The organism is Clostridium sp. CM028, assembly GCF_030585565.1.
Classification (GTDB): domain Bacteria; phylum Bacillota; class Clostridia; order Clostridiales; family Clostridiaceae; genus Clostridium_AD; species Clostridium_AD estertheticum_B.
Genome location: NZ_CP077766.1, coordinates 625,391 through 648,934 on the forward strand (window position 1 = coordinate 625,391; position 23,544 = coordinate 648,934).

General features: G+C 31.5%; 22 protein-coding genes and 1 pseudogene. 7 read left to right on the plus strand and 16 right to left on the minus strand.

Going from position 1 to position 23,544, the window contains the following annotated elements; translation table 11 throughout:
• Positions 1-13: 13 nt before the first annotated feature.
• The 7 genes from KTC94_RS03070 to KTC94_RS03100 form a co-directional block, all read right to left on the minus strand.
• On the minus strand, positions 14-862 hold the full coding sequence (locus KTC94_RS03070) for an undecaprenyl-diphosphate phosphatase (RefSeq protein WP_220319702.1): 849 nt from the start codon (positions 860-862) through the stop codon (positions 14-16).
• Positions 863-1,040: 178 nt separating this feature from the next.
• Positions 1,041-1,946, minus strand: coding sequence for a sensor histidine kinase KdpD (locus tag KTC94_RS03075; protein WP_220319703.1), 906 nt, complete (start codon positions 1,944-1,946; stop codon positions 1,041-1,043).
• 41 nt (positions 1,947-1,987) lie between these two features.
• Positions 1,988-2,734, minus strand: coding sequence for an ABC transporter permease (locus tag KTC94_RS03080; RefSeq protein ID WP_220319704.1), 747 nt, complete (start codon positions 2,732-2,734; stop codon positions 1,988-1,990).
• Positions 2,727-3,647 (minus strand): ATP-binding cassette domain-containing protein, encoded by a 921-nt coding sequence (locus KTC94_RS03085; protein WP_216304184.1) that lies wholly within the window; start codon positions 3,645-3,647, stop codon positions 2,727-2,729. The genes KTC94_RS03080 and KTC94_RS03085 overlap by 8 nt, the downstream gene beginning before the upstream one ends.
• Before the next feature lie 60 nt (positions 3,648-3,707).
• The gene (locus KTC94_RS03090; protein WP_220319705.1) at positions 3,708-4,433 is read right to left on the minus strand and encodes a response regulator transcription factor; all 726 of its coding nucleotides are present in this window, start codon (positions 4,431-4,433) and stop codon (positions 3,708-3,710) included.
• A 37-nt stretch (positions 4,434-4,470) separates the two neighbouring features.
• Positions 4,471-5,451 carry a HAMP domain-containing sensor histidine kinase gene (locus KTC94_RS03095; protein ID WP_220319706.1) on the minus strand — a complete coding sequence of 327 codons (981 nt, stop codon included), beginning with the start codon at positions 5,449-5,451 and terminating at the stop codon, positions 4,471-4,473.
• 9 nt (positions 5,452-5,460) lie between these two features.
• Positions 5,461-6,153, minus strand: a complete 693-nt coding sequence (locus KTC94_RS03100; RefSeq protein ID WP_220287127.1) for a response regulator transcription factor — start codon at positions 6,151-6,153, stop codon at positions 5,461-5,463.
• A 440-nt stretch (positions 6,154-6,593) separates the two neighbouring features.
• On the opposite strand from KTC94_RS03100, the gene KTC94_RS03105 reads away from it, so the two are divergent.
• Both KTC94_RS03105 and KTC94_RS03110 read left to right on the plus strand, forming a co-directional pair.
• Positions 6,594-8,501: an acyl-CoA dehydrogenase family protein gene (locus tag KTC94_RS03105; protein ID WP_220319707.1), complete on the plus strand. Its 1,908-nt coding sequence runs from the start codon at positions 6,594-6,596 to the stop codon at positions 8,499-8,501.
• A gap of 56 nt (positions 8,502-8,557) precedes the next feature.
• Positions 8,558-9,757: an FprA family A-type flavoprotein gene (locus KTC94_RS03110; RefSeq protein WP_216304180.1), complete on the plus strand. Its 1,200-nt coding sequence runs from the start codon at positions 8,558-8,560 to the stop codon at positions 9,755-9,757.
• A gap of 151 nt (positions 9,758-9,908) precedes the next feature.
• On the opposite strand, the gene KTC94_RS03115 is transcribed toward KTC94_RS03110, so the two are convergent.
• Positions 9,909-10,322 (minus strand): Rrf2 family transcriptional regulator, encoded by a 414-nt coding sequence (locus tag KTC94_RS03115; RefSeq protein WP_165414758.1) that lies wholly within the window; start codon positions 10,320-10,322, stop codon positions 9,909-9,911.
• Between the two features lie 201 nt (positions 10,323-10,523).
• On the opposite strand from KTC94_RS03115, the gene KTC94_RS03120 reads away from it, so the two are divergent.
• Positions 10,524-11,285, plus strand: a complete 762-nt coding sequence (locus tag KTC94_RS03120) for a YdcF family protein (RefSeq protein ID WP_220319708.1) — start codon at positions 10,524-10,526, stop codon at positions 11,283-11,285.
• Positions 11,286-11,369: 84 nt separating this feature from the next.
• Positions 11,370-12,056 (plus strand): DUF1287 domain-containing protein, encoded by a 687-nt coding sequence (locus KTC94_RS03125; RefSeq protein ID WP_258280687.1) that lies wholly within the window; start codon positions 11,370-11,372, stop codon positions 12,054-12,056.
• A 16-nt stretch (positions 12,057-12,072) separates the two neighbouring features.
• Here the strand turns inward: KTC94_RS03125 and KTC94_RS03130 are convergent, their stop codons facing one another.
• Positions 12,073-13,017 (minus strand): YafY family protein, encoded by a 945-nt coding sequence (locus KTC94_RS03130; RefSeq protein ID WP_220319709.1) that lies wholly within the window; start codon positions 13,015-13,017, stop codon positions 12,073-12,075.
• 151 nt (positions 13,018-13,168) lie between these two features.
• Here KTC94_RS03130 and KTC94_RS03135 point away from each other — a divergent pair, with 151 nt between their 5' ends.
• Positions 13,169-13,594: a VOC family protein gene (locus KTC94_RS03135; protein ID WP_220319710.1), complete on the plus strand. Its 426-nt coding sequence runs from the start codon at positions 13,169-13,171 to the stop codon at positions 13,592-13,594.
• 125 nt (positions 13,595-13,719) lie between these two features.
• Here the strand turns inward: KTC94_RS03135 and KTC94_RS03140 are convergent, their stop codons facing one another.
• From KTC94_RS03140 to KTC94_RS03160, 5 genes are all read right to left on the minus strand, one after another.
• Positions 13,720-14,022 (minus strand): hypothetical protein, encoded by a 303-nt coding sequence (locus KTC94_RS03140; RefSeq protein WP_220319711.1) that lies wholly within the window; start codon positions 14,020-14,022, stop codon positions 13,720-13,722.
• Positions 14,023-14,093: 71 nt separating this feature from the next.
• Positions 14,094-15,482, minus strand: coding sequence for a HAMP domain-containing sensor histidine kinase (locus KTC94_RS03145; protein WP_220319712.1), 1,389 nt, complete (start codon positions 15,480-15,482; stop codon positions 14,094-14,096).
• Positions 15,475-16,197, minus strand: a complete 723-nt coding sequence (locus tag KTC94_RS03150) for a response regulator transcription factor (RefSeq protein ID WP_216304174.1) — start codon at positions 16,195-16,197, stop codon at positions 15,475-15,477. Before KTC94_RS03150 ends, KTC94_RS03145 begins: the two co-directional genes overlap by 8 nt.
• Before the next feature lie 58 nt (positions 16,198-16,255).
• Complete coding sequence (locus KTC94_RS03155) at positions 16,256-17,017, minus strand: ABC transporter ATP-binding protein (RefSeq protein ID WP_220319713.1); 762 nt, start codon at positions 17,015-17,017, stop codon at positions 16,256-16,258.
• A gap of 4 nt (positions 17,018-17,021) precedes the next feature.
• Positions 17,022-19,349 (minus strand): FtsX-like permease family protein, encoded by a 2,328-nt coding sequence (locus KTC94_RS03160; protein ID WP_220319714.1) that lies wholly within the window; start codon positions 19,347-19,349, stop codon positions 17,022-17,024.
• A 192-nt stretch (positions 19,350-19,541) separates the two neighbouring features.
• On the opposite strand from KTC94_RS03160, the gene KTC94_RS03165 reads away from it, so the two are divergent.
• Positions 19,542-20,465, plus strand: a complete 924-nt coding sequence (locus tag KTC94_RS03165; protein ID WP_220319715.1) for an ABC transporter ATP-binding protein — start codon at positions 19,542-19,544, stop codon at positions 20,463-20,465.
• A gap of 1 nt (position 20,466) precedes the next feature.
• Positions 20,467-21,453, plus strand: a complete 987-nt coding sequence (locus KTC94_RS03170) for an ABC transporter permease subunit (protein WP_220319716.1) — start codon at positions 20,467-20,469, stop codon at positions 21,451-21,453.
• Positions 21,454-21,705: 252 nt separating this feature from the next.
• Here KTC94_RS03170 and KTC94_RS03175 read toward each other — a convergent pair.
• Together KTC94_RS03175 and KTC94_RS03180 are read right to left on the minus strand one after the other, a co-directional pair.
• Positions 21,706-22,574: pseudogene (locus KTC94_RS03175) on the minus strand (methionyl aminopeptidase).
• 77 nt (positions 22,575-22,651) lie between these two features.
• Positions 22,652-23,494, minus strand: a complete 843-nt coding sequence (locus KTC94_RS03180; protein WP_220319717.1) for an HNH endonuclease — start codon at positions 23,492-23,494, stop codon at positions 22,652-22,654.
• Positions 23,495-23,544: the final 50 nt, after the last annotated feature.

The following is a 23,544-nucleotide window of genomic DNA, read 5'->3' on the forward strand; positions in this document are numbered from 1 at the left end:
TATGTTAAAATGATTATGTTAAGATGATAATCTTAGTTAATACTAATACTCCAAGTAAAATCCCTACTACTATTCTATATATTGCAAATACTTTCATTGGTTTCTTTTTTAAATAATCAACAAATTTTTTCATAACAATTAAAGACACTATGAAAGCCACAACAAATCCAGTTATTAATGAGCTCCATAATGCTTTCGTCATTATAGAATAATCAAATTCAAATAAGTCCTTACCTGTTGCCCCTATCATAGCTGGAATCGCTATGAAAAATGAAAATTCTGCCGCTATCGGTGTTGATAATCCTGCAATCCATCCACCCATAATCGTAGATGCACTTCTTGACATTCCTGGCCACACGCAAAGAAGTTGTAATATGCCAATTTTTAATGATTGTACAGGTGTTATATTATCTATACTATCTACTTTATGCTTCTTACCTACGAAACTCTTTTCGACTATCAGTAACAATAATCCACCAACTATAAATCCTACTATGACAGCTTCGGGTATAAATTTCGATTTTATTTTATCGTAAAATGTTACTCCTACAATAGCCATGGGAATAGAAGCTGCAACAACATTAATCCCAAATCTAAATCCCTTTTCCCCCTCTCTTCCTTTAGTAAATATAAACTTAAAAAATTCTATTACACTTTCGTTAATCTTCTCCCAATACAAAACAACAACTGCCATTATTGCCCCAAGTTGAATTACAACTTCAAACATCTCTACGAATTTTCCTTCAAACCCAATTGCCCATCCAATTAATATCATGTGCCCTGTAGAAGATACTGGGATAAACTCAGTTAGGCCCTCTACTATTGCTATTATGATTGCCTTTAATAAAAATATTATATCCATGCGTTATCACTCCTTACAAACTAATTATTACTTTATATATAGTTTATAATAAAAATGTATAAGGTACTATCTGCAAAGCTTACAGGAATGTGACATGGTTGTAAGCTTTGCAATTATTAGTTGTTACAGCTCTTCAGGAGATGATTTAACAGCCTAAAAAAAAGTATATAAAATAATACTATTTTATATACTTCCATTCACATATTATAGAAATCCTATTTCCTTCAAGTTTTGATATTATAACTCCATTCATCTTTTCCATTAAACTTTTTACAATAGCTAGCCCAAGTCCTACACCATTCCCAGTTCTCACTTTGTCTGCCATATAGAATCTATCAAATATATGTAATACATCTTTTTCATCAATGCCTGTACATATATTTGAAATTTTAAAAATAACTTTAGCATCACATTCTTCTAATTTTATTTCAATAACTTTCTCAGCATATTTTAATGTATTAGATAGCAAATTATCTATTATTCTCTCTAGACTATCCTTATCCCCCATTATAAAAATTGGCTTATCCGGAATGCATATTTTGGGCTCTATCCCTTTTCTCTCAAAAGATTCATAAAGTGATAAAATTTCGTCTCGTACTATATTAGTTAAATTTATTTTTACCATCTCTAACTCATAATCTTCAGTCTCTATTGAAGCTAACTCAAAAAAATCATTTATAAGAACATTTAATTTGTTAGTTTTATTTTCAATTATCTCTAATGCCTCTTCTTTATCTATGGTATTTTGTTTAAGAAGTTTTAAATATCCTATTATTGATGTTAAGGGGGTCCTTAAATCATGAGACATATTAGCTATGCCTTGTTTTAATGTATTTTCAAACATTACTTTTTCTTGTTCATTTCTTCTGTAAAGTTCTAAATATTCATTAATTTCAAAAGCTAAATTTTCTATATATTTATCAGCTATTTCAGTATTAACTTTTTTATTGGTTTCTCGCACTCTAAAATTTCTGATTTGCTTAGTTATAGCTCCTATTTCTCTTTTATATAAATGTAACTTAATAATTGCTACTGCCAAAATTAATATTAGAAAAATAATTATTAAAATAATAGCTAAATACATTTCATTTCTCCTACTCATATAATAAAATTTTTACTTATCTTTTACTTAATATCTTCACGCCGTACATATAACATACTCACTCCAATTGTTATAATAAAAGTTAAAAGTGATGAAATTATCCCAATTATAATCTCTTCTTTAGGTGCAAATCTTGATATTGCCCCTCGCCCAGCAACATAAGGAAGAAGAATATATGTACCTATATTTGAAAAAGACAATTGAAGACTCAAAAAGAATATAACCGGTGAAACAAATGTACAAAGAGCACTCTTTGTTATCATAGCAATCATAGCAATTATGCATATTGTGGCTGCATTATACATTATTCCAACAATAATCACCCTTGTTAAGTATAAAATAGTACTTAAATTTAAGACTTCACAAAATCCATGATTTATTGAAACATATACAACTAAAATTGTTGTATAAATTATTTCTAAAAATAAACAAGCAATTATAAATACTATTAATTTACTTAATATAACCTTACTTCTCGTATATCCATAACTGAAACTTTTACTTATATTATTATTCTTAAAATCCTTAGCAATAAATTCTCCGCCTAATAATGCAAATATAAAACTAGTATATATAATATACTCGAATGCGTATTCTATTGAATATGCTCCATTCATAAGAAAATTAGGATGTACTTTCTGCAGTCGTTGTATATCCTTATCCCATACAGTAATTAAAAAAAATGAAGCCACTATTGCCATAAATATCATTCCAACAAAATATCTACTTTTCCTTAATTTATAAAATTCTCCTCTAATTAGATTACTCATTATCTTCTCCTCCAACTAACTTAGTAAAATAATCCTCCAGTGATTCACCCATTTGCATTATTTCTTTAACGCCTATGTTATGTTTAGATAGAGCAATAGTAATCTTTTCTCCGTCAAATTCATCATATATTCTTATGATATTATTTGGAAAAACTTCAAAGTCTTTTATCCCAATCTCATTTTCTAAAATAACTGAAACATCCGAAGTATAATTTACTTTCAAATGAAGATAAGTTCTACATTTGTTTGAAAGTTCACAAGACGTCATTTCTTCAATTAATTTCCCATCATTTATAAAACCATATCTATTGGAAATATGAGTAAGTTCAGATAACATATGACTTGATATTAAAATAGTTGTTCCTCTTTCTTTGTTTAATTTAATTAAAAGCTCTCTTATTTCTTTTATTCCAATTGGATCTAGCCCATTCATAGGTTCATCTAAAACCAAAAATTCTGGCTCACTTAATAATGCCATAGCAATTCCCAGTCTTTGTTTCATTCCTAGCGAGAAATTCTTAGTTTTCTTTTTCGCGACATCCTTAAGTCCTACTAAATTTAAAGTCTCATTAATACATTTGTTTCCTGGAACTCCTCTTTGAATTTTGACAAGTTCAAGATTTTCATACGCCGTCATGTTAAGATAAAGAGCTGGTGATTCTATTAATGTACCAATTCTACTTCTTTCCTTAATAATCTCTTTCTCCTCACTATGTCCAAATAGTTCAACTTGTCCAGCATTAGGTATAACAAGACCTGTAAGCACTCTAATCATAGTTGTTTTTCCGGCACCATTTTTCCCTATAACTCCATATATATCACCTTTTTTTATCTTTATGGACAAATCATCTAAAACTTTGCGACTACCATATGTTTTTGTAATGTTACTAGCTATAATTACATACTCACTCATTTTATTACCTCCTTATGAATCATTCTTTTATCATAACTAATGTTTCATAAGAAAACTTTACTAAAGTCTTTCAAAAGTCTTAATTCTTCTTAATTTATACCCCATTGCCCAAATTGTTTCTATGTAATCTTCACTATCATTTGCAATAAACAGCTTATTTCTTAGTCTACTCACATGTACATTTACAGTATTATCATCGCCCAAAAATTCTTCTCCCCATATACTTTCGAAAATATTAGATTTACTGTACACCTTATTGGGATTTGTTAATAACAGTTCTAGTAATGCAAATTCTTTTGCAGTTAACGTAAGTATAATTTGTCCCACTTTTACTTCTTTACTTTCTGTATTTAAACTAATATCTTTATAACTCAAAATATTATCTCTATTTTTCTTTCCCTCATCCTTAAAAAATTCTAGATATCTTCTCAAATTACAATTAACTCTTGCAACAACTTCATCTGGATCAAATGGCTTACAAATAAAATCATCTGCTCCACTTTCTAATAATTCTATCTTAGTTTTTTTAGATGTTTTTGCACTTACTACAATTATTGGTGCTTTTGTTATTTCTCTAATTTTTAATATAGCTTCTTCTCCACTAATCCCTGGGATCATCAAATCTAATAAAATCATATCCCACCGTTCATTTTCTACACACATTAAAGCTTCTGTCCCTGAAAAAGCTGCTCTAACTCTATAACCCTTATTTTCAAGAATACTACAAAGTAATTTATTAATTTCATTTTCATCTTCAACTACTAAAATCTTAGCTCTTTTATCCATATTCCACCCCATTATAATCTATATATAAAGCTATTTTTCATTTTGTAAATCTTATTGTAACCACTGTTCCTTCATGCACAGTGGATTCTATCTCTATTGCATGGCCTAAATTTACACATACCTCTTTGGCTATATATAATCCCATACCAGTTGATTCTCCATATCTACGCCCATTCTCTCCAGTAAAGAATAGGTCAAATACCCTTTTAATATCTTTCCTTGGGATTCCTATTCCCTCATCAATAACACTTAATTTAATTTCTTTTTCTTCTTCCCATGCTTTTATAATCAATTCTTTTCCCATGCCTTTTGAATACTTCACACCATTAATAATAAGTTGATCTAATACAAACTTTATCCACTTTACATCACTGTATACTTCAATATCTTCATCTATTTCTACTCTAGGAATTATTCTGTTTTTTATGAAAATCTTCTTTTCTTCATTTACTGTATCAATAACTAACTTCTTCAAAGAAATTCGCTCTGCTACAAAATCTTTTTGGAAAGAATCTATTCTTGCAAAATGCATTGCCATATTTAAACCTTTATTTAATTTATTAACCTCTTCTTCTATACTTCGCGCCTTTTCTTCTCCTGCGTATTCTTGAAGGAGAAGTTGTATTACAGAAAGAGGTGTCTTCATTTGATGTACCCACTGATTTATAAAAGTTAAATGCTCATTATGATTTTTGTTACACTTTTGTATTTCAGCTTCATATAAATTATGTTGCTTCTTTAATATTTCAGAAATATTTTGACTCAAATCCGAACTATCAAGTTCCAAAAAAGCATCATTCAAACAATTTAATCCATTTCTTAATAATTTGTATAACTGTCTATTTTGATAATACCTAAAAGCTAAGAAGCATACCAGAATAAATGTATTAAATACAAGTATATAAATGATTTCACCAAACTCTATAAACCCCATAATATTACAATACATAACTGTAAGAGCTAAACTTAATAAATATATAAAAACATAACCTCTATTATCCTTTAAAAATAATTTCATATCATTCCACTACCAGGTTTTATTTAATCTATAACCTGCTCCTCTTATAGTCTCTATGCCCATATCTATTCCTAAAACCTGCAACCTCTTTCTTATTCTACTAATATTTACGCTTAGGGTATTTTCCTCTACAAACTCAATGTCATCCCATATTCTTTCTAAAAGGAAATCTCTACTAACTACCTTAGGATACTTTTCCATAAGGCATTCTAGTAGTACGCCTTCCCTTTTAGTGATAATTAAACTTTCACCATTAAATTCTACTTCTGACCTTTCTGGGTAGAACTTAAGACTATCGGCTTCAACTATTCTTTCCTCTACCTTAGGTGCATAATCTCCAAAAGCTCTTCTTATATGGCTTTTTATCTTTGCAATAACAACATCAACATAAAAAGGTTTGGTTATATAGTCATCTGCGCCACTCTCTAAAGCCATAACCTGATCCATTCCACTATCTCTTGCAGATATAAATATTATAGGAATCTTTGATTGCTGCCTTATCTTTCTGCACCAATAAAATCCATCAAATTTAGGTAAATTAACATCTAATAATACTAAGTCTGGGTTACACCCATTAAATCCTATCATTATTTCTTCAAAGTTTTTTACCGCTATTACCTCAAACCCATACTTAGCTATGTATTCTTGTAATAAAGTACTTATTGATAAATCATCTTCTACAATATATATTTTGTATTTCATATTTATTTCTCCTTAATTTAATAAATTCAAAATTATTTTCAACGACATGCTTCTAAACCATATTTCTACAAAGTACCCTGATTACCCTTCTAAATTTGTAGAAAGAAGTAAAAAACATAGTAATCTCACTTTGCAAATTCCTCTTTTAGCCTTAGAATAAGCCACACATTTTTATGGGGAATCCTGACGAAAAAAAGGTTTTGGTTAAGCTTGTAATGTAAATCTCTTACGTATATAATAAATCTATACGGTTTAGGTATACATTCGAAAAAAATCCAAGTATGGTTAATGCAGTAAAACATATTGATTAGATGTATTCCAAATGTAAAAATAATTGGAGGAGTTTGATGAGTTTTGCTTGCAGCAGCTCAATGTTGTGGTTTTACAGATTTCACAAAGCAACATTTACGAAACCGTATTAATTAAAGGGGGGTATATTTATGTTTTTTAAGACTAGGCAGCAACATGAAAATTTGAGGACAAAGATTAGAGAATTTGCAGAAGAGGAAGTTAAACCTATTGCATTTACCTTGGATCAGGAAAATAAATTCCCTATGGAAGCAATTAATAAGTTAGGTAAAATGGGAATGCTGGGGATCCCATATCCAAAAGAATACGGCGGAGCAGGTCTGGATGTAATGAGCTATGCAATTGCCGTTGAAGAATTATCAAGAGTGGATGGTGGTACAGGCGTAATTCTTTCCGCTCATACATCTTTGGGCACCTACCCAATTTCTGCCTATGGAACAGAGGAGCAGAAACAAAAATACTTAGTGCCACTCGCAAAGGGAGAGAAACTTGGTGCATTCGGTCTTACCGAAGAAAATGCTGGTAGTGATGCTGGCGGTACGGAAACCATTGCCGTACTCGATGGTGATAATTACATTTTGAATGGTGAAAAAATCTTCATAACAAATGCTGGTAAGGCTGATATTTACGTTGTTTTTGCAATTACTACGCCGGATATAGGTATTCGTGGTATAAGTGCATTTATTGTGGAAAAAGATACAGAAGGCTTTACCTTCGGTAAGCATTACGACAAGATGGGTATTAGATCATCTGCAACTGCAGAGCTAATATTCAATGACGTGAAAGTCCCTAAGGAAAATCTACTAGGAAATGAAGGTGACGGGTTCAAGATTGCTATGGCAACTTTGGATGGTGGTCGTATCGGTATTGCAGCTCAGGCTCTAGGAATAGCTCAAGGCGCGTATGAAAATGCTTTAGAGTACTCAAAAGAAAGGGTTCAATTTGGTAAACCTATTTGTCAGCAACAGATTATCTCTTTTAAGTTGGCAGATATGGCTACAAAACTTAGAGCAGCTAGATTACTTATTTACAGTGCAGCAGAGCTTAAAGAAAATCATGAGCGTTACAGTATGGAAGCTGCTATGGCGAAACAATATGCTTCAGATGTTTGCCTTGAGATTGTAAATGACGCTCTTCAAATATTTGGTGGAAACGGCTATTTGAAAGGTATGGAAGTTGAGCGTGCTTACAGAGATGCTAAAATTTGCACAATATATGAAGGAACTAATGAGATTCAACGTGTCGTTATCGCTGCTCACATCATAGGCAAGATGCCGAAAAACAAGAATACAGGTAAAGCTACTGAACGTGGACCTGCAACAGGTTATCGCAGAAAAGTGATTTTCAAGGAAGGAACTGCGAGTGAAAAAGTAAATGCACTTGTGGAAGCTCTTAAGGCTGATAAATATGATTTTACAGTTGGAATTCCAATGGATACTCCTATAACTAAGGCTGAAAGGGTAGTCAGCGTAGGACTAGGCATAGGGGAAAAAGAAAATATGAAGCTTATAGAAGACTTGGCAGTTCAAGCTGGTGCAGCTATAGGATCTTCGCGTCCAGTAGCTGAAACACTTAAATATTTACCACTCAATCGTTATGTTGGTATGTCTGGTCAAAAATTTAAAGGAAATCTCTATATTGCTTGTGGTATTTCAGGTGCAGGTCAGCATTTGAAGGGCATAAAGGATGCTGCTACAATAGTTGCTATAAATATTGATCCCAAAGCGAAAATTTTTAAGAACTCTGATTACGGTATCGTTGGCGATTTAATGGAGATATTACCATTACTTACTGCTGCTTTAGATAATGGAGAAGCAAAGAAAGATGCTCCACCAATGGTGAAGATAAAGTCAGCTACTCCTAAGAAAATTGTTCCAACCTGGAAACATTATGTATGTAACGGATGCGGTTATGAATACGATCCTGGTATGGGTGATCCCGAAGGCGAAATAGCTGAAGGCACTCTCTTTGAAAACATACCTGAAGGGTGGACTTGTCCTTCTTGTTATGAAGAAAAAAATATGTTTATAGAAGTCTAATTTTTATAATAATTAAATATAATAATGTGTTTTTAGTATAGAGGAGGATTATATATATGTATTGTGTTAGAAATATAACTGAGGATCTTTATTGGGTTGGTGGAAGCGATCGTCGCCTTTCCCTTTTCGAAAACATTCATCCAATTCCACGAGGAGTTTCTTATAACTCATATTTGCTAATGGACGAGAAGACAGTACTCTTTGATACAGTAGACTGGTCAATTTGCCGTCAGTTCATTCTGAACATTCAATCAATTCTAAAAGGCAAGCCTTTAGATTATATGGTAATTAACCATATGGAACCTGATCATGCAGCGTGCATTGAAGAGATTATTCTTCGTTATCCTGATGTAAAGATTGTATGCACCCAAAAAGCTTCCTTGTTCATGCATCAGTTCGGTTTCGCTATTGATGGCAAAATAATGGAAGTTAGTGAAGGAGATACAATGTCCTTTGGAAAACATAACGTTACATTTGTAGCTGCTCCAATGGTACATTGGCCAGAAGCTATGGTGACATTTGATACTTACAATGGTGTATTATTTTCAGCTGATGCCTTCGGTTCTTTCGGCTCATTAGATGGTCAGCTGTTTAATGACGAAATGAACTTTGACCGGGATTGGATTGACGATGCCAGAAGGTATTATACAAACATTGTAGGAAAGTATGGTCCTCATGTTCAGAATCTTTTAAAGAAGGCGGGCACTCTCGACATCAAGATTATCTGCCCGCTACATGGACCGGTATGGCGTAATGATTTGGGGTACTTGTTAGATAAGTACGACAAGTGGAGTCGATACGAGCCTGAGGAAAATGGAGTAATGATCGTTTATGGAACAATGTACGGCAATACGGAGGCCGCTGCAAGTGACCTAGCAACAAGGCTCGTGGAAAAGGGAATGACTAATGTGGTTATGTATGACGTTTCAAAAACTCACGTCTCCTATTTGATTTCTGAGACATTCAAATATAGTCATGTGGTTCTTGCCTCTGTAACCTACAACTTGAAGATTTATCCACCGATGCTGAATTATATGATGGATATGAAATCATTAAATCTTCAAAAACGTACTTTCACTCTTATAGAAAATGGCTCATGGGCTCCTCAATCCGGCAAATTGATGCGTGGACTTTTGGATGAGATGAAAGAAATGACTATTTTAGATAATGAGATGTCATTGAACTCCAGCATGAAAGAAGATGATGCGGATTCAATGGATGCCATTGCAGGCAGCATTATCGAGTCAATGAAGTAATTTTAGAAAAATATAAATTTAGGACCTGCTCATGGATAAAATTCATGAGCAGGTCCCTTTTGGTATACATCTTACTATTAAATTTATATTAGTTTTTTTTATATAATTTATCAGTAAGATTAGGCATGCATAACTAATCTTTATTGCATACCTAAACTTCTCCCTCTACTAGTTGTTTAAAATTTATACTTTCTAATTCCGCATTTAAATTCTTTTGTACTTTTGTCATAGCTCTATGCACAATGCATTCACCACTTCTATTCAAATTACAAAAGCTTGGTTCAATTACGCATCTATTAACACATATTGGACCGTCTATTGCTTCTATAACACCTTTTAAGGTTATTTGTTCTGGCAATTTGTTTATAGCATAGCCTCCCTTGACTCCCCTGTAAGATTTTAGAATGTTTGCTTGTATAAGCTTTCCTAAAAGTTTTAAAAGAAATCTTAGCGGTATACCCTCTTTTTCTGAAATTACTTTTGCCTCTATCTTTTCACCATAGCCTAATTTGCATAAGTAAATTACTACTCTAAGAGCGTAATCTGCTTCTTGTGTTATTTTCATATTATATTTCTCCCTAAAGTATATTCATTTGGTATAGTTTCATCTTAAAACGTTTACCCTATTTTGTCAATAGTTTTTGATGTTTTTCATACTAATTAGGTTTTAGAGTAACATTGTTATAAATATTACACCGTTTATATAAAAAATTATGATATTATATAAATAAAAGTGTTATCTGCACACAGCAGGCTAGGAGATATTATGGAAAATAAGGGCAATGTTTATGTAGTTTTAGGTGTATTATGTGAAGTCTATTTTATAGGAACTATAATATTTGGCGGGAGAGTAACTTTTGCAGAATTTTATCTAGGCCTCGGAGTATTATTAATATCACTAGGATTAATTAAACGGAAAAGTAAACGGGAATATATTTTAATAAAACCAGGAAAGATTAGAACAGCGATAAAAATATGCTTTTTTATGGGACTAGCTTCTTTTGTATTTATTGAAGGGTGCATAATTCAATCAGCTATATCAAAGCATAGAGAAAAAACAGATTATCTAGTTATTTTAGGGGCTGGTATTAGAGGAGAAGTTCCTTCAACGGCACTTTATCAAAGGCTTTATGCCAGTTTAGAATATATTAAATTAAATCCTAATGTTAAGGTAGTGGTTTCAGGTGGAATAGGTCCTAGTGAAACTATTACGGAAGCAGCGGCTATGAAAAGATTTTTAATAAAGCACGGAGTGGCAAAAGAACAGATAATACAGGAGGAAAAGTCAACCGATACTTTAGAAAACTTTAAATTTACAGCAGCGCTTTTAAAAGGATTAGATAAAAAAGAAAATATAGAAGCAACTATTGTTACAAATAATTTCCATATGTTTAGAGCTAAGTTCTTAGCAGAAAGGCAGGGGTTAAAAGTATATGGGTATCCTGCCCCACTTCATCCAATTCTAGTGCCTACTTGTTTTGTTCGGGAATATTTAGCAGTAATAAATTCATTTATTTTTGATAGATAATTATGGGCTAAGAATTTTTAAATCTTTTTTTCTTTAAAGATATTTTTAATGTCATAATTGTAAACTAGATGGGGTGGTGACAAAGTGAAAAAAAAATTTGTTGTAATTTTAATAATGATTTTTTTAATCTTAACTTGTGCTTATATATATTCACCTTTTAAATCCATCATTAATGAATATGTTTTTAGCATCTTTAAACCCAAATTTATAGTATCTGAAAATTTTTCGAAAATTGATAACAATAAAAACGGAGTAGCAGATGCACTAGATATAGTTAATGGTGCTAATAATGAAGTTCTTAATAAAACAAAATATATAAGTAATTATTATAATGGTGGCTATCCACCTGAAAAAGAAGGGGTATGTACCGACGTAATTTGGCGAGGTTTTAAAACTGCTAACATTAATTTAAAAGACCTTATTGATGAGGACATAAAAAGCAATATTAAACTTTATCCTAGAGTAGATGAAAAGCCAGACCCTAATATTGATTTCAGACGAGTGCCCAATCAAGATATATTTTTTAGTAGGCACGCTCAAAGTTTAACCACCGAAGTTAAATCTAGGAATGCTGAAAATTTAAAAGAATGGCAACCTGGTGATATTGTGGTATTTACTAAGGGTTATGAACATATTGGTATTATTTCTAATAAAAGAGATAAAAATGGTATTCCTTATGTCATTCATAATACCAAACCTCATGCTAGTATACTGAAACTTTCTTACTTTACATCTCCTATACACGGTCATTATAGATGGAAATTTGATTAAATAATTTATATTAAAATTAAGTATACTGATTTAAAATTATATTTAGTTTCCCTTTTATGCATGCAATTAACTCAAAAGGTTTTTTGATAATTGCATGTTTACTATATGTAATAAAGTAATCAGAAAAAAAATCAATATCATGTTTTGAGATATTCCCATTCAAAAATCCTGAACCATCTTCTTGTTTATTCAACTCAATATTTGGCCATTTTGCAGATTGATATTTTTCTACACCTTTATTAGTTAACTCCACATATAATTCAAATGTTTCTTTAGTATCATTAAGGATTGAAAAACGGTTCTTTAAATTAATATTAGACAAGTCAATAGTATCAGTGTTTTCATCAAGTTTTACAGACTTTATACGGTCACACCTAAAGACTCGATAATCTTTAGTTAAAAAGCAATAAGATGGACAATACCACATTCCTTCATTTGCATATATACCAATTGGTTGAATACTTCTATTGCTGATTTTCTCATTTGTCACATAGTTAATTATAATAACATCCTGCTTTATTGATGCATCTAATAATTGTCTTAAAAATGGAATTTCCTCTTGTTGATGTACTGACAAAAAATCAACACGGTCTTTTATTCTATCTATCGTATCTCTAATATCTCCAGAAAGATTTAAATAAAACTTCTTTTTTATTGATTCATACTCACCGTCAAATGGGAGAGAAATATAATGTCTTAATGCATGAATAGCAAAGAATATAGAGATAGCCTCATCATCAGTAAATGTGATGGCAGGAAGAATTCGTTCATTTAAGACTTGATAGCCCCCATGCGGACCTACTTCTGAATAAAATGGTACACCCATTTCGCCTAATTCTTGCAAATCTCTCAAAATGGTTCTTTTAGAAACCCCAAATTCTTGTGCTAATTCCCGAACCGTAAATCTCTTCTTTCGATTGACCATCATAATCATTTCATTTAATCTTTTTGCTTTAGACATATACGCCTCCCAAAAATAACTATGACATAGTTTGTCACCATTATAATATATAATAATAAATAGAGCAATGAATAAGGATATTTGCTTTTGTAGAGACTAAATTTGAATTATATTAAATCCTTATAAAAATTTACAAAGGAGCTGTTTAATTATGTCATTAAAAGTCAGCCCTTTTATTCAGATAATGGATGGAAGAGCAAAAGAAGCAATTGAATATTATCAAGAGGTTTTAAATGCTAAAGTTCTTTTTATGCAAACTATAGGTCAAGGTCCCAAAGATGAGGTGTCAAAGTTTGAAAAGAATCAATTAGATCTTGTCGCACACTCAGTATTAAAAATTGGTGAAAATAAAATTATGGTTGCTGATATTTTCCCTGGTGTTCCTTTTCAGAAGGGAAATCAAATCTCAATATGTATCACAAGCGATGACATTTCAATAACCAAACAATTTTACGATAAATTAAAGGAAGATGGTAAAATCCTTATTGAACTTAATGAGATTTACTTTAGCCCTGCATATGGAATGGTTACTGATAAGTTTGGAGTTACTTTTCAGATTTTTACTGCTAGAAAATAAATAAAATTAGAACTACAAGAAACACATAGTGGAAAATTCTATGTGTTTTCTTATTTATTAGCTTGGGGAACTTGTATCATTATCTATATTCACCAACAAGACCCACTTATAAAGTGGAGGCTAGTTCATAGTCCAAAAATTAAAGTTCCTAAAGTCCAATATAAAAAAGGTAGTGTTATTAATATAATATTGAAAATAATACTATATTTTGCAAGTTTATTACGTATAATCGCCATTGACAAAACACCAAATAACATCCCTATTGGACAGATTAAAGGCGTCAACAATAAAGGCATCCCTTCTAATTTTTGATATGGAGTTATCTCAAAGAACCAATTCAGTATAAACATAAAATTAATTAAAGGTATTGTAAAAGAAATAACAACTAACATATTTCCAATGTTTTTAGTTGAAATTTTACCCTTCATATTCCTCCCCTCCTCATACAGTTACAATTTTAATGTACACTATCTAACAAATACATCTTAACCCATACCACTTATATTGGTATTCCAAAGCAAATAATAGTCCCATTCAATGAAGATTCAACGCAATTTATAAAGCCACCATGAGCCTCAACAATATACTTAGAAATGGAGAGACCAAGGCCGGATCCTGGAATATTTTGATTTCTGCATTTCTCGGCTCTATAGAATTTATTAAATATATAAGGAATATCAGCCGAAGAAATTCCCATTCCTGTATCTTTTATGTATACATTAAGATACCTACCAGTGTTTTCAAAATATATTGAAATGGATCCATCTTCTCTTGAATACTTTATACTATTTGAAACTAAATTGTACATTACTTGAGAAAGTCTTTTCTTATCACCATTTAACAAAAGGTTAGGTATTTTATCTGGGAAAATAAAATGAATTTCCTTACTGGTTATCTCTACAGATAAATCATCTAATATATCCTTAAAGAAATCGCCACAGTAGAACTCAACTAATGATATGTTCATTTTGTTAAGCTCTGCCTTTGAATGCTCTAGTATATCCTCTAGAAGCTTAGATAACATTTTTACTCTGTTTAATATTATTATACAATAATTTTCAATACCCGCCTTATCTTTAACAATGCCATCCTTAATCCCTGACACATATCCATGGATGGCAGTTAGAGGGGTTTTAATATCATGAGATAAGCAAGCTAAAAGCTCCTTTTCACTTACCTTTATTGATATTTCCTTTTTCTTTGAAAATTTAAGTTCATCTCTCATAGCTTCGAAATCGTGGCAAAAAACACCCATTTCTGTATCATAATCATAATGAATTTCATATGTGAAATCACCCTTTAAAATTCTCCGCGCACTTTCATTAAGAGAATCTAAGGGCAATAAAATATCCTTTTTCAATAAAATATAAGTGAGGATTATCAGTATAATTATTGCAGATAAAGCGATGATAATAGGTAGTACATCTCTAAAGGTAACTAGCTTGGGTGAAGTAGATAAAAAGTCCTCCTTAGGAATTAAAAAAATTGCTGTACCAACTTGATTACTATTTATAATTAGTGGGGTAGTATATTTAATTAGTCCCGGCTGCTGCAGCGAAGCTTTATTATCATACTCCATAAATTCATTTAAATTAGCTACAGCATCTTTTTCATAAATACTTATAGAAGAGTACAAAACCTTTCCATTTAAACCTATAGCAGCATAGGGAAAATCAGTTTTCAAAGGAAATTCAGAATTATTACTCCCTAATGCTTCTTCTACACTTATTTTTATAGAACTTGTTAAAAGTCTACCCTTATTAACTGTAGGATAAAAGCTGTTTTTATTATATATAAGCTTTGTTGAATAAATAATTACAAAGGCTACTAATACAATTACAGATAAAGTGAAAACTTTAACTTTCAAAGCTATGCTTTGCTTATTCATCTATTGCTTCCTCCCATTTGTAACCAACTCCCCAAACAGTTTTAATGTAATTTATATTGTGCAGAGAAAATTTCTCGCGAATTCGATTTACATAAACAGCAACTGTATTTAAATCTCCAAAGTCGCTAAGTCCCCAAATATTATCATAAAGCTGCTGCTTAGAGAATACTTGGCATGGATAATCGGATAAAAAGTCTACTATTTCAAATTCTCTGGATGTTAAGTGAATCTCTTTTCCCTTAAAGGTCACTTTATAGCTTTTACTATCTATAGCTAACTTACCAAACTCTTTTATTTCAGAATCATACTTTTTAGAAGGATAAGAATCCTTTAATGGAATTGAAAAAGTTTTATATCTCCGCAGATGTGCTTTTATTCTAGCTATTATCTCCATGGGAGAAAAAGGTTTAGTTATATAATCGTCAGCGCCAACTCCCAGGGATAATATCTTATCAATATCCCCACTTTTAGCAGAAAGCATTATTATGGGTACTCGCGAGGTGGTCCTAATAATTCTGCAGATTTCTATGCCATCCACCTCAGGAAGCATTATATCTAAAACAACAATATCCGGATTAAAAGAATTAAACGCGACAAGAGCTTTTCCTCCATTATCACAATAATCAACTATAAACCCTTCACTATTAAAATAATCTTTTAATATATTTCTGATATCTATATCATCTTCAATGATAAGAATTTTTTCATTTGCCATAATTACCCTCCAAATGCTTTATAATTACATTTTACCATAAAAATATAAAAAAGAGAGTTTACCACCCTCTTTCTTTCAAAAATTCAAATATTAAAACCTCTCTATTTTTTCCATCGTCTGATTTAAAGAATTTATCTAAATCAAGTTCTCCATCTATTCTACCATCCTTTAAATATATTAATCTGGAAGCACGAGCAGCAGCCTTTAAATCATGAGTAACCATAACTACTGTTTGACCATTATTATTTAAGTCCGACAATATGTCTAGAACCTCTTCTCCCGCAGTGGAGTTAAGTGCTCCTGTGGGCTCGTCTCCAAATAGTATTTTAGGGGATGTGATTATAGCTCTTGCCACTGCTGCTCTTTGTTGCATACCACCAGAAATTTCTGAGGGGTATTTTTCCTTAGCATCTTTTATACTCAGGGTTTCAAGAAGCTTTAAGGTTTTCTCATTTACTTCTTTTTTATTTTTATTTACTCCATAACCACAATAAGCTATGTTTTCAAAAACCGTTATATCAGGTAATAAATTTATACTTTGAAATACAAAGGAAACGTCTTTTTTTCTAATTGATGAAAGTTCATCCTCTTTCATTGATGTAATATCCTTTCCTAAGAGATTAACGCTGCCACTAGTGGGTGAGTCCATACCACTTAAAGTATATAATAATGTAGATTTTCCAGAGCCTGAGCTTCCCATAATTACAGTAAAGTCCCCTTCATAGATGTCTAAACTTAAATTTTTTATCACATTAAGCGCAGCTTTACCTGTGACAAAGGATTTGCAAAGGTTATTAGCTTTTATAACTGATTTTTTCATCAAATCACTCCTCCATTAATTCAGTAATCTTAGTGTTTTTTATAGAGTTACAGCATATAAGTGTTGTTACTAATATTAAAATAACCATATTGATTATTAGTAGTAACATTGTTACTGGAGATATTATTAACACATCTAATTTACTAACTGCTACAGCAATCATAGGTCTTGCTAGCGTTAAATTAAATATGATAGCTATAATTGTGCTAAATAATGTTAATATTAATATCCTATATAGATATCTGTTTCTTATTTCTTTAGATGTAAATCCTAGGGCCTTCATTATTCCAAAGTTTCTTCTATTATCTCTAATATTGATTATGATAATATTTAATATCGTTATTGCACCAAATGCTATAAATACCACAATTAATAAATTGGTAATAGGGAGTACTGTTCCAGGGATAGATACTATGACATCTTTAATTGCAGGTGGAATTTCACTGGCATCTAAATTAGGATATATATTGTTAATCTCTTTCTTAAATTGTTTTATATCTGTACCAGCTGTTAGAGTTATAAAAATTTCACTGCCTATAAATTTTGGAATCTCCTTTTCTATTGCAGCATTTAATATTCTTATACCATATCCATTTTGCATCATTGAATTATAAGAGCCTGTTATTAAATAGGAGTCTTTTTTATTATTTATAGAAAGTTCTATATAGTCTCCTACGGATAACCCTGCATCTTTTAATATTTTTGAAGAAACAGCTACTTCTTTAGAATTTTCAGGATTATGCCCATCTATGATAGTAAATCCTAAAGAGCTATTATAGGAATTCATTGCAAACACATCGTACAATGTACTCTTTATAGGATATTTTTTAGTGTCCAATTCTACTACATCCGTTAGCGTCATAGATCCATAAACATAATTTTTAATTCTTTTGTCCTTCTTTACATCATTCAAAACCTTATTTAAACCTTCTGATTGTCTAACCATTTGCGGAGCACTAATGGTTACATTACTTTTAGGTAGTCCAAACCAAATAGGAGCATTTTCCTTCATCTTTGACATAGATCCATTTGCATTACCAAATATCAATACCAGTGTTAGGGATAATGTTAATGTTAATGTGATAAAGGCAGTAGTCTTTTTATATTTAAACATATCGTTTATTGCAAAGGCTAAGGAAGATATATTATCTTTGATCAATGACTTTGTTAGCTTTCGCCTTGAAGATGTAATCCCTGTTCTAAGAGCCTCCACAGGTGTAATCTTATTAGTTCTTCTAATTACAAAATACAGATTAATAATCACCACTAATGTAAATAAAATTACTGTAGCTAAAATAACATATGCATTAATACTTACACCTTTAAAATCACCAATATACTTTAAAACTTTCGAGGCTGTATAATTTAATATAGGGATACTACACAGAGCTCCAAGGATACTTCCAATAAATGCAATTATTGAGTAACCTATAATATAAAATTTGAGAATATCTCTTTTAGAAAAACCAAGAGCTTTGTATATTCCAATAGATTTATATTCTTTTAAAATATTATTCCATAAAATAAATCGCATAAGAAGCACTGAAACAATAAACACTAGAATTGAAGCTAAGGTTGCAATGCCACCTATCATAGAAGAAGCCATCGTTGAACTTAAGCTTAATAAATCTTTATCAAATACAAAGCCACCAACTTTTATAGCCCCCGTCAAATCCTTTTCTACATTAGCTACATTAGTCCCACTTTTAACATCTATAAAAATTAATGATGCTTTCCTTAATGAAGAGAATTCCTGCTCACTATTCTTATTGGTATATAGATTAATTATACCAATAGTAGAAGATGGCTCAAGAGAGTCATTAATTAAGGAAGAAACCTTTAAAGTAACGTCCTTTGTCTTTGTTTTGATGGTTAATCTATCTCCAAGGTGAATATTATTATTTTCTGCTAGAATCTTAGTAATCCACACTTCACCTTCTTTAGGACAACTGTCATTATTTGATGAGTTACCCTTAGTTAAGCCAAAGGGAATACTTTTCCTATCTTCTATGGGAACAACATCGTACATTGAAATCTTTAAATTTACACCATTGTGATAAAGGTCGTTACCAGAAGTGACCGCCTCAATAGCTTTAACATCATTAACCTCTGTATTATTTTTACCCCACTTAAGTATATCATTTGTAGAACTTTCATTAGCGTTAAAGCAAATTATATCGTAAAATTTATCATTAGAATAAAATTTATTAACATACCCTTGAATAGAGGTTAACATGGACAAACTACTTGTAAATATTAAAGAGGATAAAAATAATAACGCTCCTATTAAAAAACATTGAAGTTTTTTCATTTTTAGTTTTTTAAGCCACATCCAAACACATCCTTTCTTTAATTATATAATACATAAGAAAAATTAAAGAAATATATTTAAATTATTAATGAAATCTTACAAAATAGTAAGATAACTTTTTTATTTGTAAGTGTAGCGACATTGAGTGTTAGCAGCTCGTGGAGTATACTATGTTATAGTGATGAGAAATGAAAAAAATTCAGGGGGCATATTATGGCTAATGAAGTATTAAAAATCGAAAAAATAAAAAAAGTAATTGGTAAACATATAATAGTTTCAGATATTTCCATTGAACTAAAAAAAGGAGAAATATTCGGTTTTCTTGGACCTAATGGAGCTGGAAAATCCACTACCATTAAGATGATTGTGGGATTATCCAAAATTACTGAGGGAAATATCTATGTAGGTGGCTGCTCCGTAAAAGATGATTTTAAAGGAGCAATGCGTAACATTGGGTGCATAGTTGAAAATCCGGATATGTATACTTATATGTCTGGCCTAGATAATCTTAAAATATTTGCAAAAATATATAAAGATGTAGATGAGATGCGAATCAAGGAAGTTGTAAAAATTGTGGATTTAGAGCGGGCAATAAATGATAAGGTGAAAACTTATTCGTTAGGTATGAAGCAACGTCTAGGTATTGCTCAGGCCCTACTTCATAGTCCAAAGCTTCTTATACTTGATGAGCCTACAAATGGTCTTGATCCCGCAGGAATCAAGGATCTGCGTGAGCTACTTCGAAAGCTTTCATCAGAAACTGGTCTTACGGTGCTTGTATCTAGTCATATATTAGGTGAAATGCAGCAGATGTGCGACCGTGTTGGTATAATTAATAAGGGGAAAATTATAACGGTAAAATCCATTGACGAACTCCTTAACATGTCACAAAAGGGTGATAAAACTGCTCTGATATTAGAATCTGATAATAATGAAAAAGCAGCTTCACTTCTAACAAGCGTTAATATAAGTAACAGCATCTTGGAAGGTGGATTACATATTGAAACAACCAAAAATCGTGTTCCAGAAGTAGTTACAACATTAACTTCTGCAGGCATAGCTATTTTCGCTATGGACAGACAAGTGATTCAATCACTTGAAGATGTATTTATGAAGCTTACAGGGGAGGAAAAATAACATGGGGAATTTTTTTACACTTATTTCACTAGAAAATACAAAACTTTGGAAAAGACTTTCTACAAAAGTAATGTTAATTATAATGATTGTAATTGTAATAGCGGCAACGAGTATTTATAAATATCACAAGGTGTCTCATAATAGTTCAACTACTACAAAGATTTCCGAAAATTGGAAACAGGACTTACTGGTAAATCTTCCTGCAAAAAAAGCTGCTCTAACGCAAATTGAAAAAACAGATAAAACGTCAGCATTCATAGGAAATATGAAAAAAAGCATAGCTGAAGATGAATACAGCATTGTTAACAATATCAGGCCAGAATCCAAAGACAGCATTTGGACAAGAATCACAAAGTTTGATTCATATGTTCCATATAGTTTAATTATTGCACTTCTTTTAATAATAGCATGTTCAGCTTTAGTTGCAGGTGAATTTTCTGAGGGTACAATGAAAATGATGATATCACGGCCTTATAAGCGGTTTGAAATTCTTACTGCAAAACTAATTGTTACATTATTTTATGGTCTTGTACTTTTGGTAACAGCATTTTTGTTAAACTTTATATTGCTGGGTATATATTTCGGTTTCAATGGCATGGGTGCTAAGGAAATGATGTGGACGAGTACCAAAATAATATATATACCAGCCGTACTAAAAACAATTATTATTTATGGCCTTAATTTTCTTACTGTGCTTGTGTATGTATTAGTAGCTTTTGCACTTTCAATAATATCTCGTTCACGCTCAATTGCAACCGGATGCTCTTTATTCTTGCTTTTGGCTGGTAGTTATATGGTGCAAATATTCTCATCCTATTTCATCTGGGGTAAATATCTTCCTTTTGGACTGTCTGATTTTACTAACTTTATTGTTAACGGATCATTCGTCGTTGGTACAACACTTGCATTTGCTATTGGCGTATCCGCTATATATTCTGTTATATTCTGCGCTGCAGGTTATTTAGTTTTTGAGAAACGCGATATTTAACGACATTTCAGAAGAAAGTCTCCCTCTTCTATAAGATGGGGTTACGGACTATAACTTTAGTGGGAGTATAAATCTCCTTCTGAAGTCGTTGATATTACAGCACCGCAGGTGATGATTTAACTGGTAATCGTACTCTACCTAGATTCTCCTAAAAAGCTCTGATTTTCTTAAGAAAATCAGAGCTTTTTTAATAACCACCATGTTCTGCTAATGTTAATATTGCAACTCCGCAGGAGATGATTTGATTATTATTTATTTAGATATTATCTCTATACCATCCTCAGTTACAAGAAGTGTATGCTCCCATTGTGATGAAAGAGATCCATCAGCTGTAAGCGCTGTCCATCCATTATCTTCATCTATATATATTTTATGACTTCCGCCATTTATCATTGGTTCAATCGTAAATACCATTCCTGGTGCTAAAATCATACCTGTTCCTCTAGTACCAAAATGAAAAACAAATGGATCCTCATGCATATTTAGCCCAACTCCGTGTCCGCCAAAATCCCTAACTACTGAGTATCCATTACTTTCTGCATATTCTTGAATACCTGCCCCTATATCACCTAAAAAGCCCCAAGGTTTTGCTGCTTCTATTCCCTTATTTAAACATTCCTTAGTTATTTCTACTATCTTCTTAGCTTCATTACTAACTTCTCCTATCAAAAACATTCTTGATGCGTCTGAATAATATCCATTAAGTATAGTAGTTACATCGACATTTATAATATCACCATTTTTAAGTACTACATCTTTACTTGGTATTCCATGACACACTTCATCATTGATTGATGTACAAATACTTTTTGGAAACCCATCATAATTAAGAGTAGCTGGAGTTCCACCCCTGAATATTGTATATTCATGAGCTAGCTTATTAATTTCTTCTGTGGTCATTCCTTCTTTAATATTCTCACTAACTAAATCTAAAAGAGCATTATTAATTTTAGCACTTTTTCTTATTCCTTCAATTTGATCCTTGCTCTTAATAAGATTTCTTGTTGGAACTATGCAGCCTTGTTTCTTCAAGTTACTAGCTTTTTATCAAAGTCCAAATGGCAATTCTTATATTTTAGTACACTTCCACACCAGCATTTATCATTTCTATTTAAAATCATATACATCCTGGTTAATTAAATCTGAACATAATTGTACATTTGATTTAATTAACCAGTTCACCTCCTTATTTTTAATATTATATCCACCGTATACATTTTGGTCTTGATAATAGTTTCAAGCTTTTTAGACCATATCTTTTTAATATCTCACCATTTGTTTGTGTCATGTTAAATTGATTTTTATTTGGGTATAATGCTGTAATATATCCAATATACTCGGTTCCATTTTTCTTGGTATACTTTACATAATCTCTATGCTTAAATCCTTTTACAATTAGCTCCGCTTCACCCTTAGATTTTTTACGTAAAGGTGATATTTGCCAGTCTTTGATATCAATATTATTTATTTTGATATCTACGTTACATATAACTAAAGCATCATTTGAGTGTGTTTTTTCTATATCCCAATCATTTCTATGGTTTGCAGTATCGCCACCCGTAGTTAAATATAATGGGGCTATTTTCTTAAGTTCAGTTTGTAAATTTTTTTTACCTTGCATAACATGCAAGGCATCACTAAGATTTAATTTTCTACCTTTTATTATAGCTAAATATTGATCTATTAACTCGATTTCTCTGCCAAAGGTTTTTGTGTGACATGACTTGCATAATGTTACAACATTATGTATGCTGTCGGCTCCTTTAGCACGTCTTGGTTTAATGTGGTGTTCTTGTAGATTTTCTTTAGAACCACAATCAACACAAGTAAAGTTATCCCTCATGAGTGCCGCTATCCTAATGTTGTTATCCAGTCTATTAGATTTTTGATATTGCCATTTGTATAGCCTTCTACCTTCAGTTAGAACTCGTATGTCTATTAACACATTTTCTAAATATATCGAATCTATCTTAATCCATTTGGTTATTTTGTTTACAACTCGTAAAATGATGGTGCACTGAATTTCGGTGTGTCTAATCATAATTAAGCCGTAGCAAAACCTTAGATTATTTTCCTCCTCATTATCGTAGA

Bases quoted from the DNA above. Each gene is read 5' to 3' on its own strand.
- KTC94_RS03170 (WP_220319716.1), top strand. From the start codon at position 20,467: ATGGGGAATTTTTTTACACTTATTTCACTAGAAAATACAAAACTTTGG.
- KTC94_RS03075 (WP_220319703.1), bottom strand. From the start codon at position 1,946: ATGTATTTAGCTATTATTTTAATAATTATTTTTCTAATATTAATTTTG.
- KTC94_RS03140 (WP_220319711.1), bottom strand. From the start codon at position 14,022: ATGAAGGGTAAAATTTCAACTAAAAACATTGGAAATATGTTAGTTGTT.
- KTC94_RS03160 (WP_220319714.1), bottom strand. From the start codon at position 19,349: ATGTGGCTTAAAAAACTAAAAATGAAAAAACTTCAATGTTTTTTAATA.
- KTC94_RS03120 (WP_220319708.1), top strand. From the start codon at position 10,524: ATGGAAAATAAGGGCAATGTTTATGTAGTTTTAGGTGTATTATGTGAA.
- KTC94_RS03110 (WP_216304180.1), top strand. From the start codon at position 8,558: ATGTATTGTGTTAGAAATATAACTGAGGATCTTTATTGGGTTGGTGGA.
- KTC94_RS03150 (WP_216304174.1), bottom strand. From the start codon at position 16,197: ATGGCAAATGAAAAAATTCTTATCATTGAAGATGATATAGATATCAGA.
- KTC94_RS03145 (WP_220319712.1), bottom strand. From the start codon at position 15,482: ATGAATAAGCAAAGCATAGCTTTGAAAGTTAAAGTTTTCACTTTATCT.
- KTC94_RS03100 (WP_220287127.1), bottom strand. From the start codon at position 6,153: ATGAAATACAAAATATATATTGTAGAAGATGATTTATCAATAAGTACT.
- KTC94_RS03090 (WP_220319705.1), bottom strand. From the start codon at position 4,433: ATGGATAAAAGAGCTAAGATTTTAGTAGTTGAAGATGAAAATGAAATT.
- KTC94_RS03155 (WP_220319713.1), bottom strand. From the start codon at position 17,017: ATGAAAAAATCAGTTATAAAAGCTAATAACCTTTGCAAATCCTTTGTC.
- KTC94_RS03095 (WP_220319706.1), bottom strand. From the start codon at position 5,451: ATGAAATTATTTTTAAAGGATAATAGAGGTTATGTTTTTATATATTTA.
- KTC94_RS03135 (WP_220319710.1), top strand. From the start codon at position 13,169: ATGTCATTAAAAGTCAGCCCTTTTATTCAGATAATGGATGGAAGAGCA.
- KTC94_RS03180 (WP_220319717.1), bottom strand. From the start codon at position 23,494: ATGATTAGACACACCGAAATTCAGTGCACCATCATTTTACGAGTTGTA.
- KTC94_RS03115 (WP_165414758.1), bottom strand. From the start codon at position 10,322: ATGAAAATAACACAAGAAGCAGATTACGCTCTTAGAGTAGTAATTTAC.
- KTC94_RS03105 (WP_220319707.1), top strand. From the start codon at position 6,594: ATGTTTTTTAAGACTAGGCAGCAACATGAAAATTTGAGGACAAAGATT.
- KTC94_RS03165 (WP_220319715.1), top strand. From the start codon at position 19,542: ATGGCTAATGAAGTATTAAAAATCGAAAAAATAAAAAAAGTAATTGGT.
- KTC94_RS03080 (WP_220319704.1), bottom strand. From the start codon at position 2,734: ATGAGTAATCTAATTAGAGGAGAATTTTATAAATTAAGGAAAAGTAGA.
- KTC94_RS03070 (WP_220319702.1), bottom strand. From the start codon at position 862: ATGGATATAATATTTTTATTAAAGGCAATCATAATAGCAATAGTAGAG.
- KTC94_RS03085 (WP_216304184.1), bottom strand. From the start codon at position 3,647: ATGAGTGAGTATGTAATTATAGCTAGTAACATTACAAAAACATATGGT.
- KTC94_RS03130 (WP_220319709.1), bottom strand. From the start codon at position 13,017: ATGTCTAAAGCAAAAAGATTAAATGAAATGATTATGATGGTCAATCGA.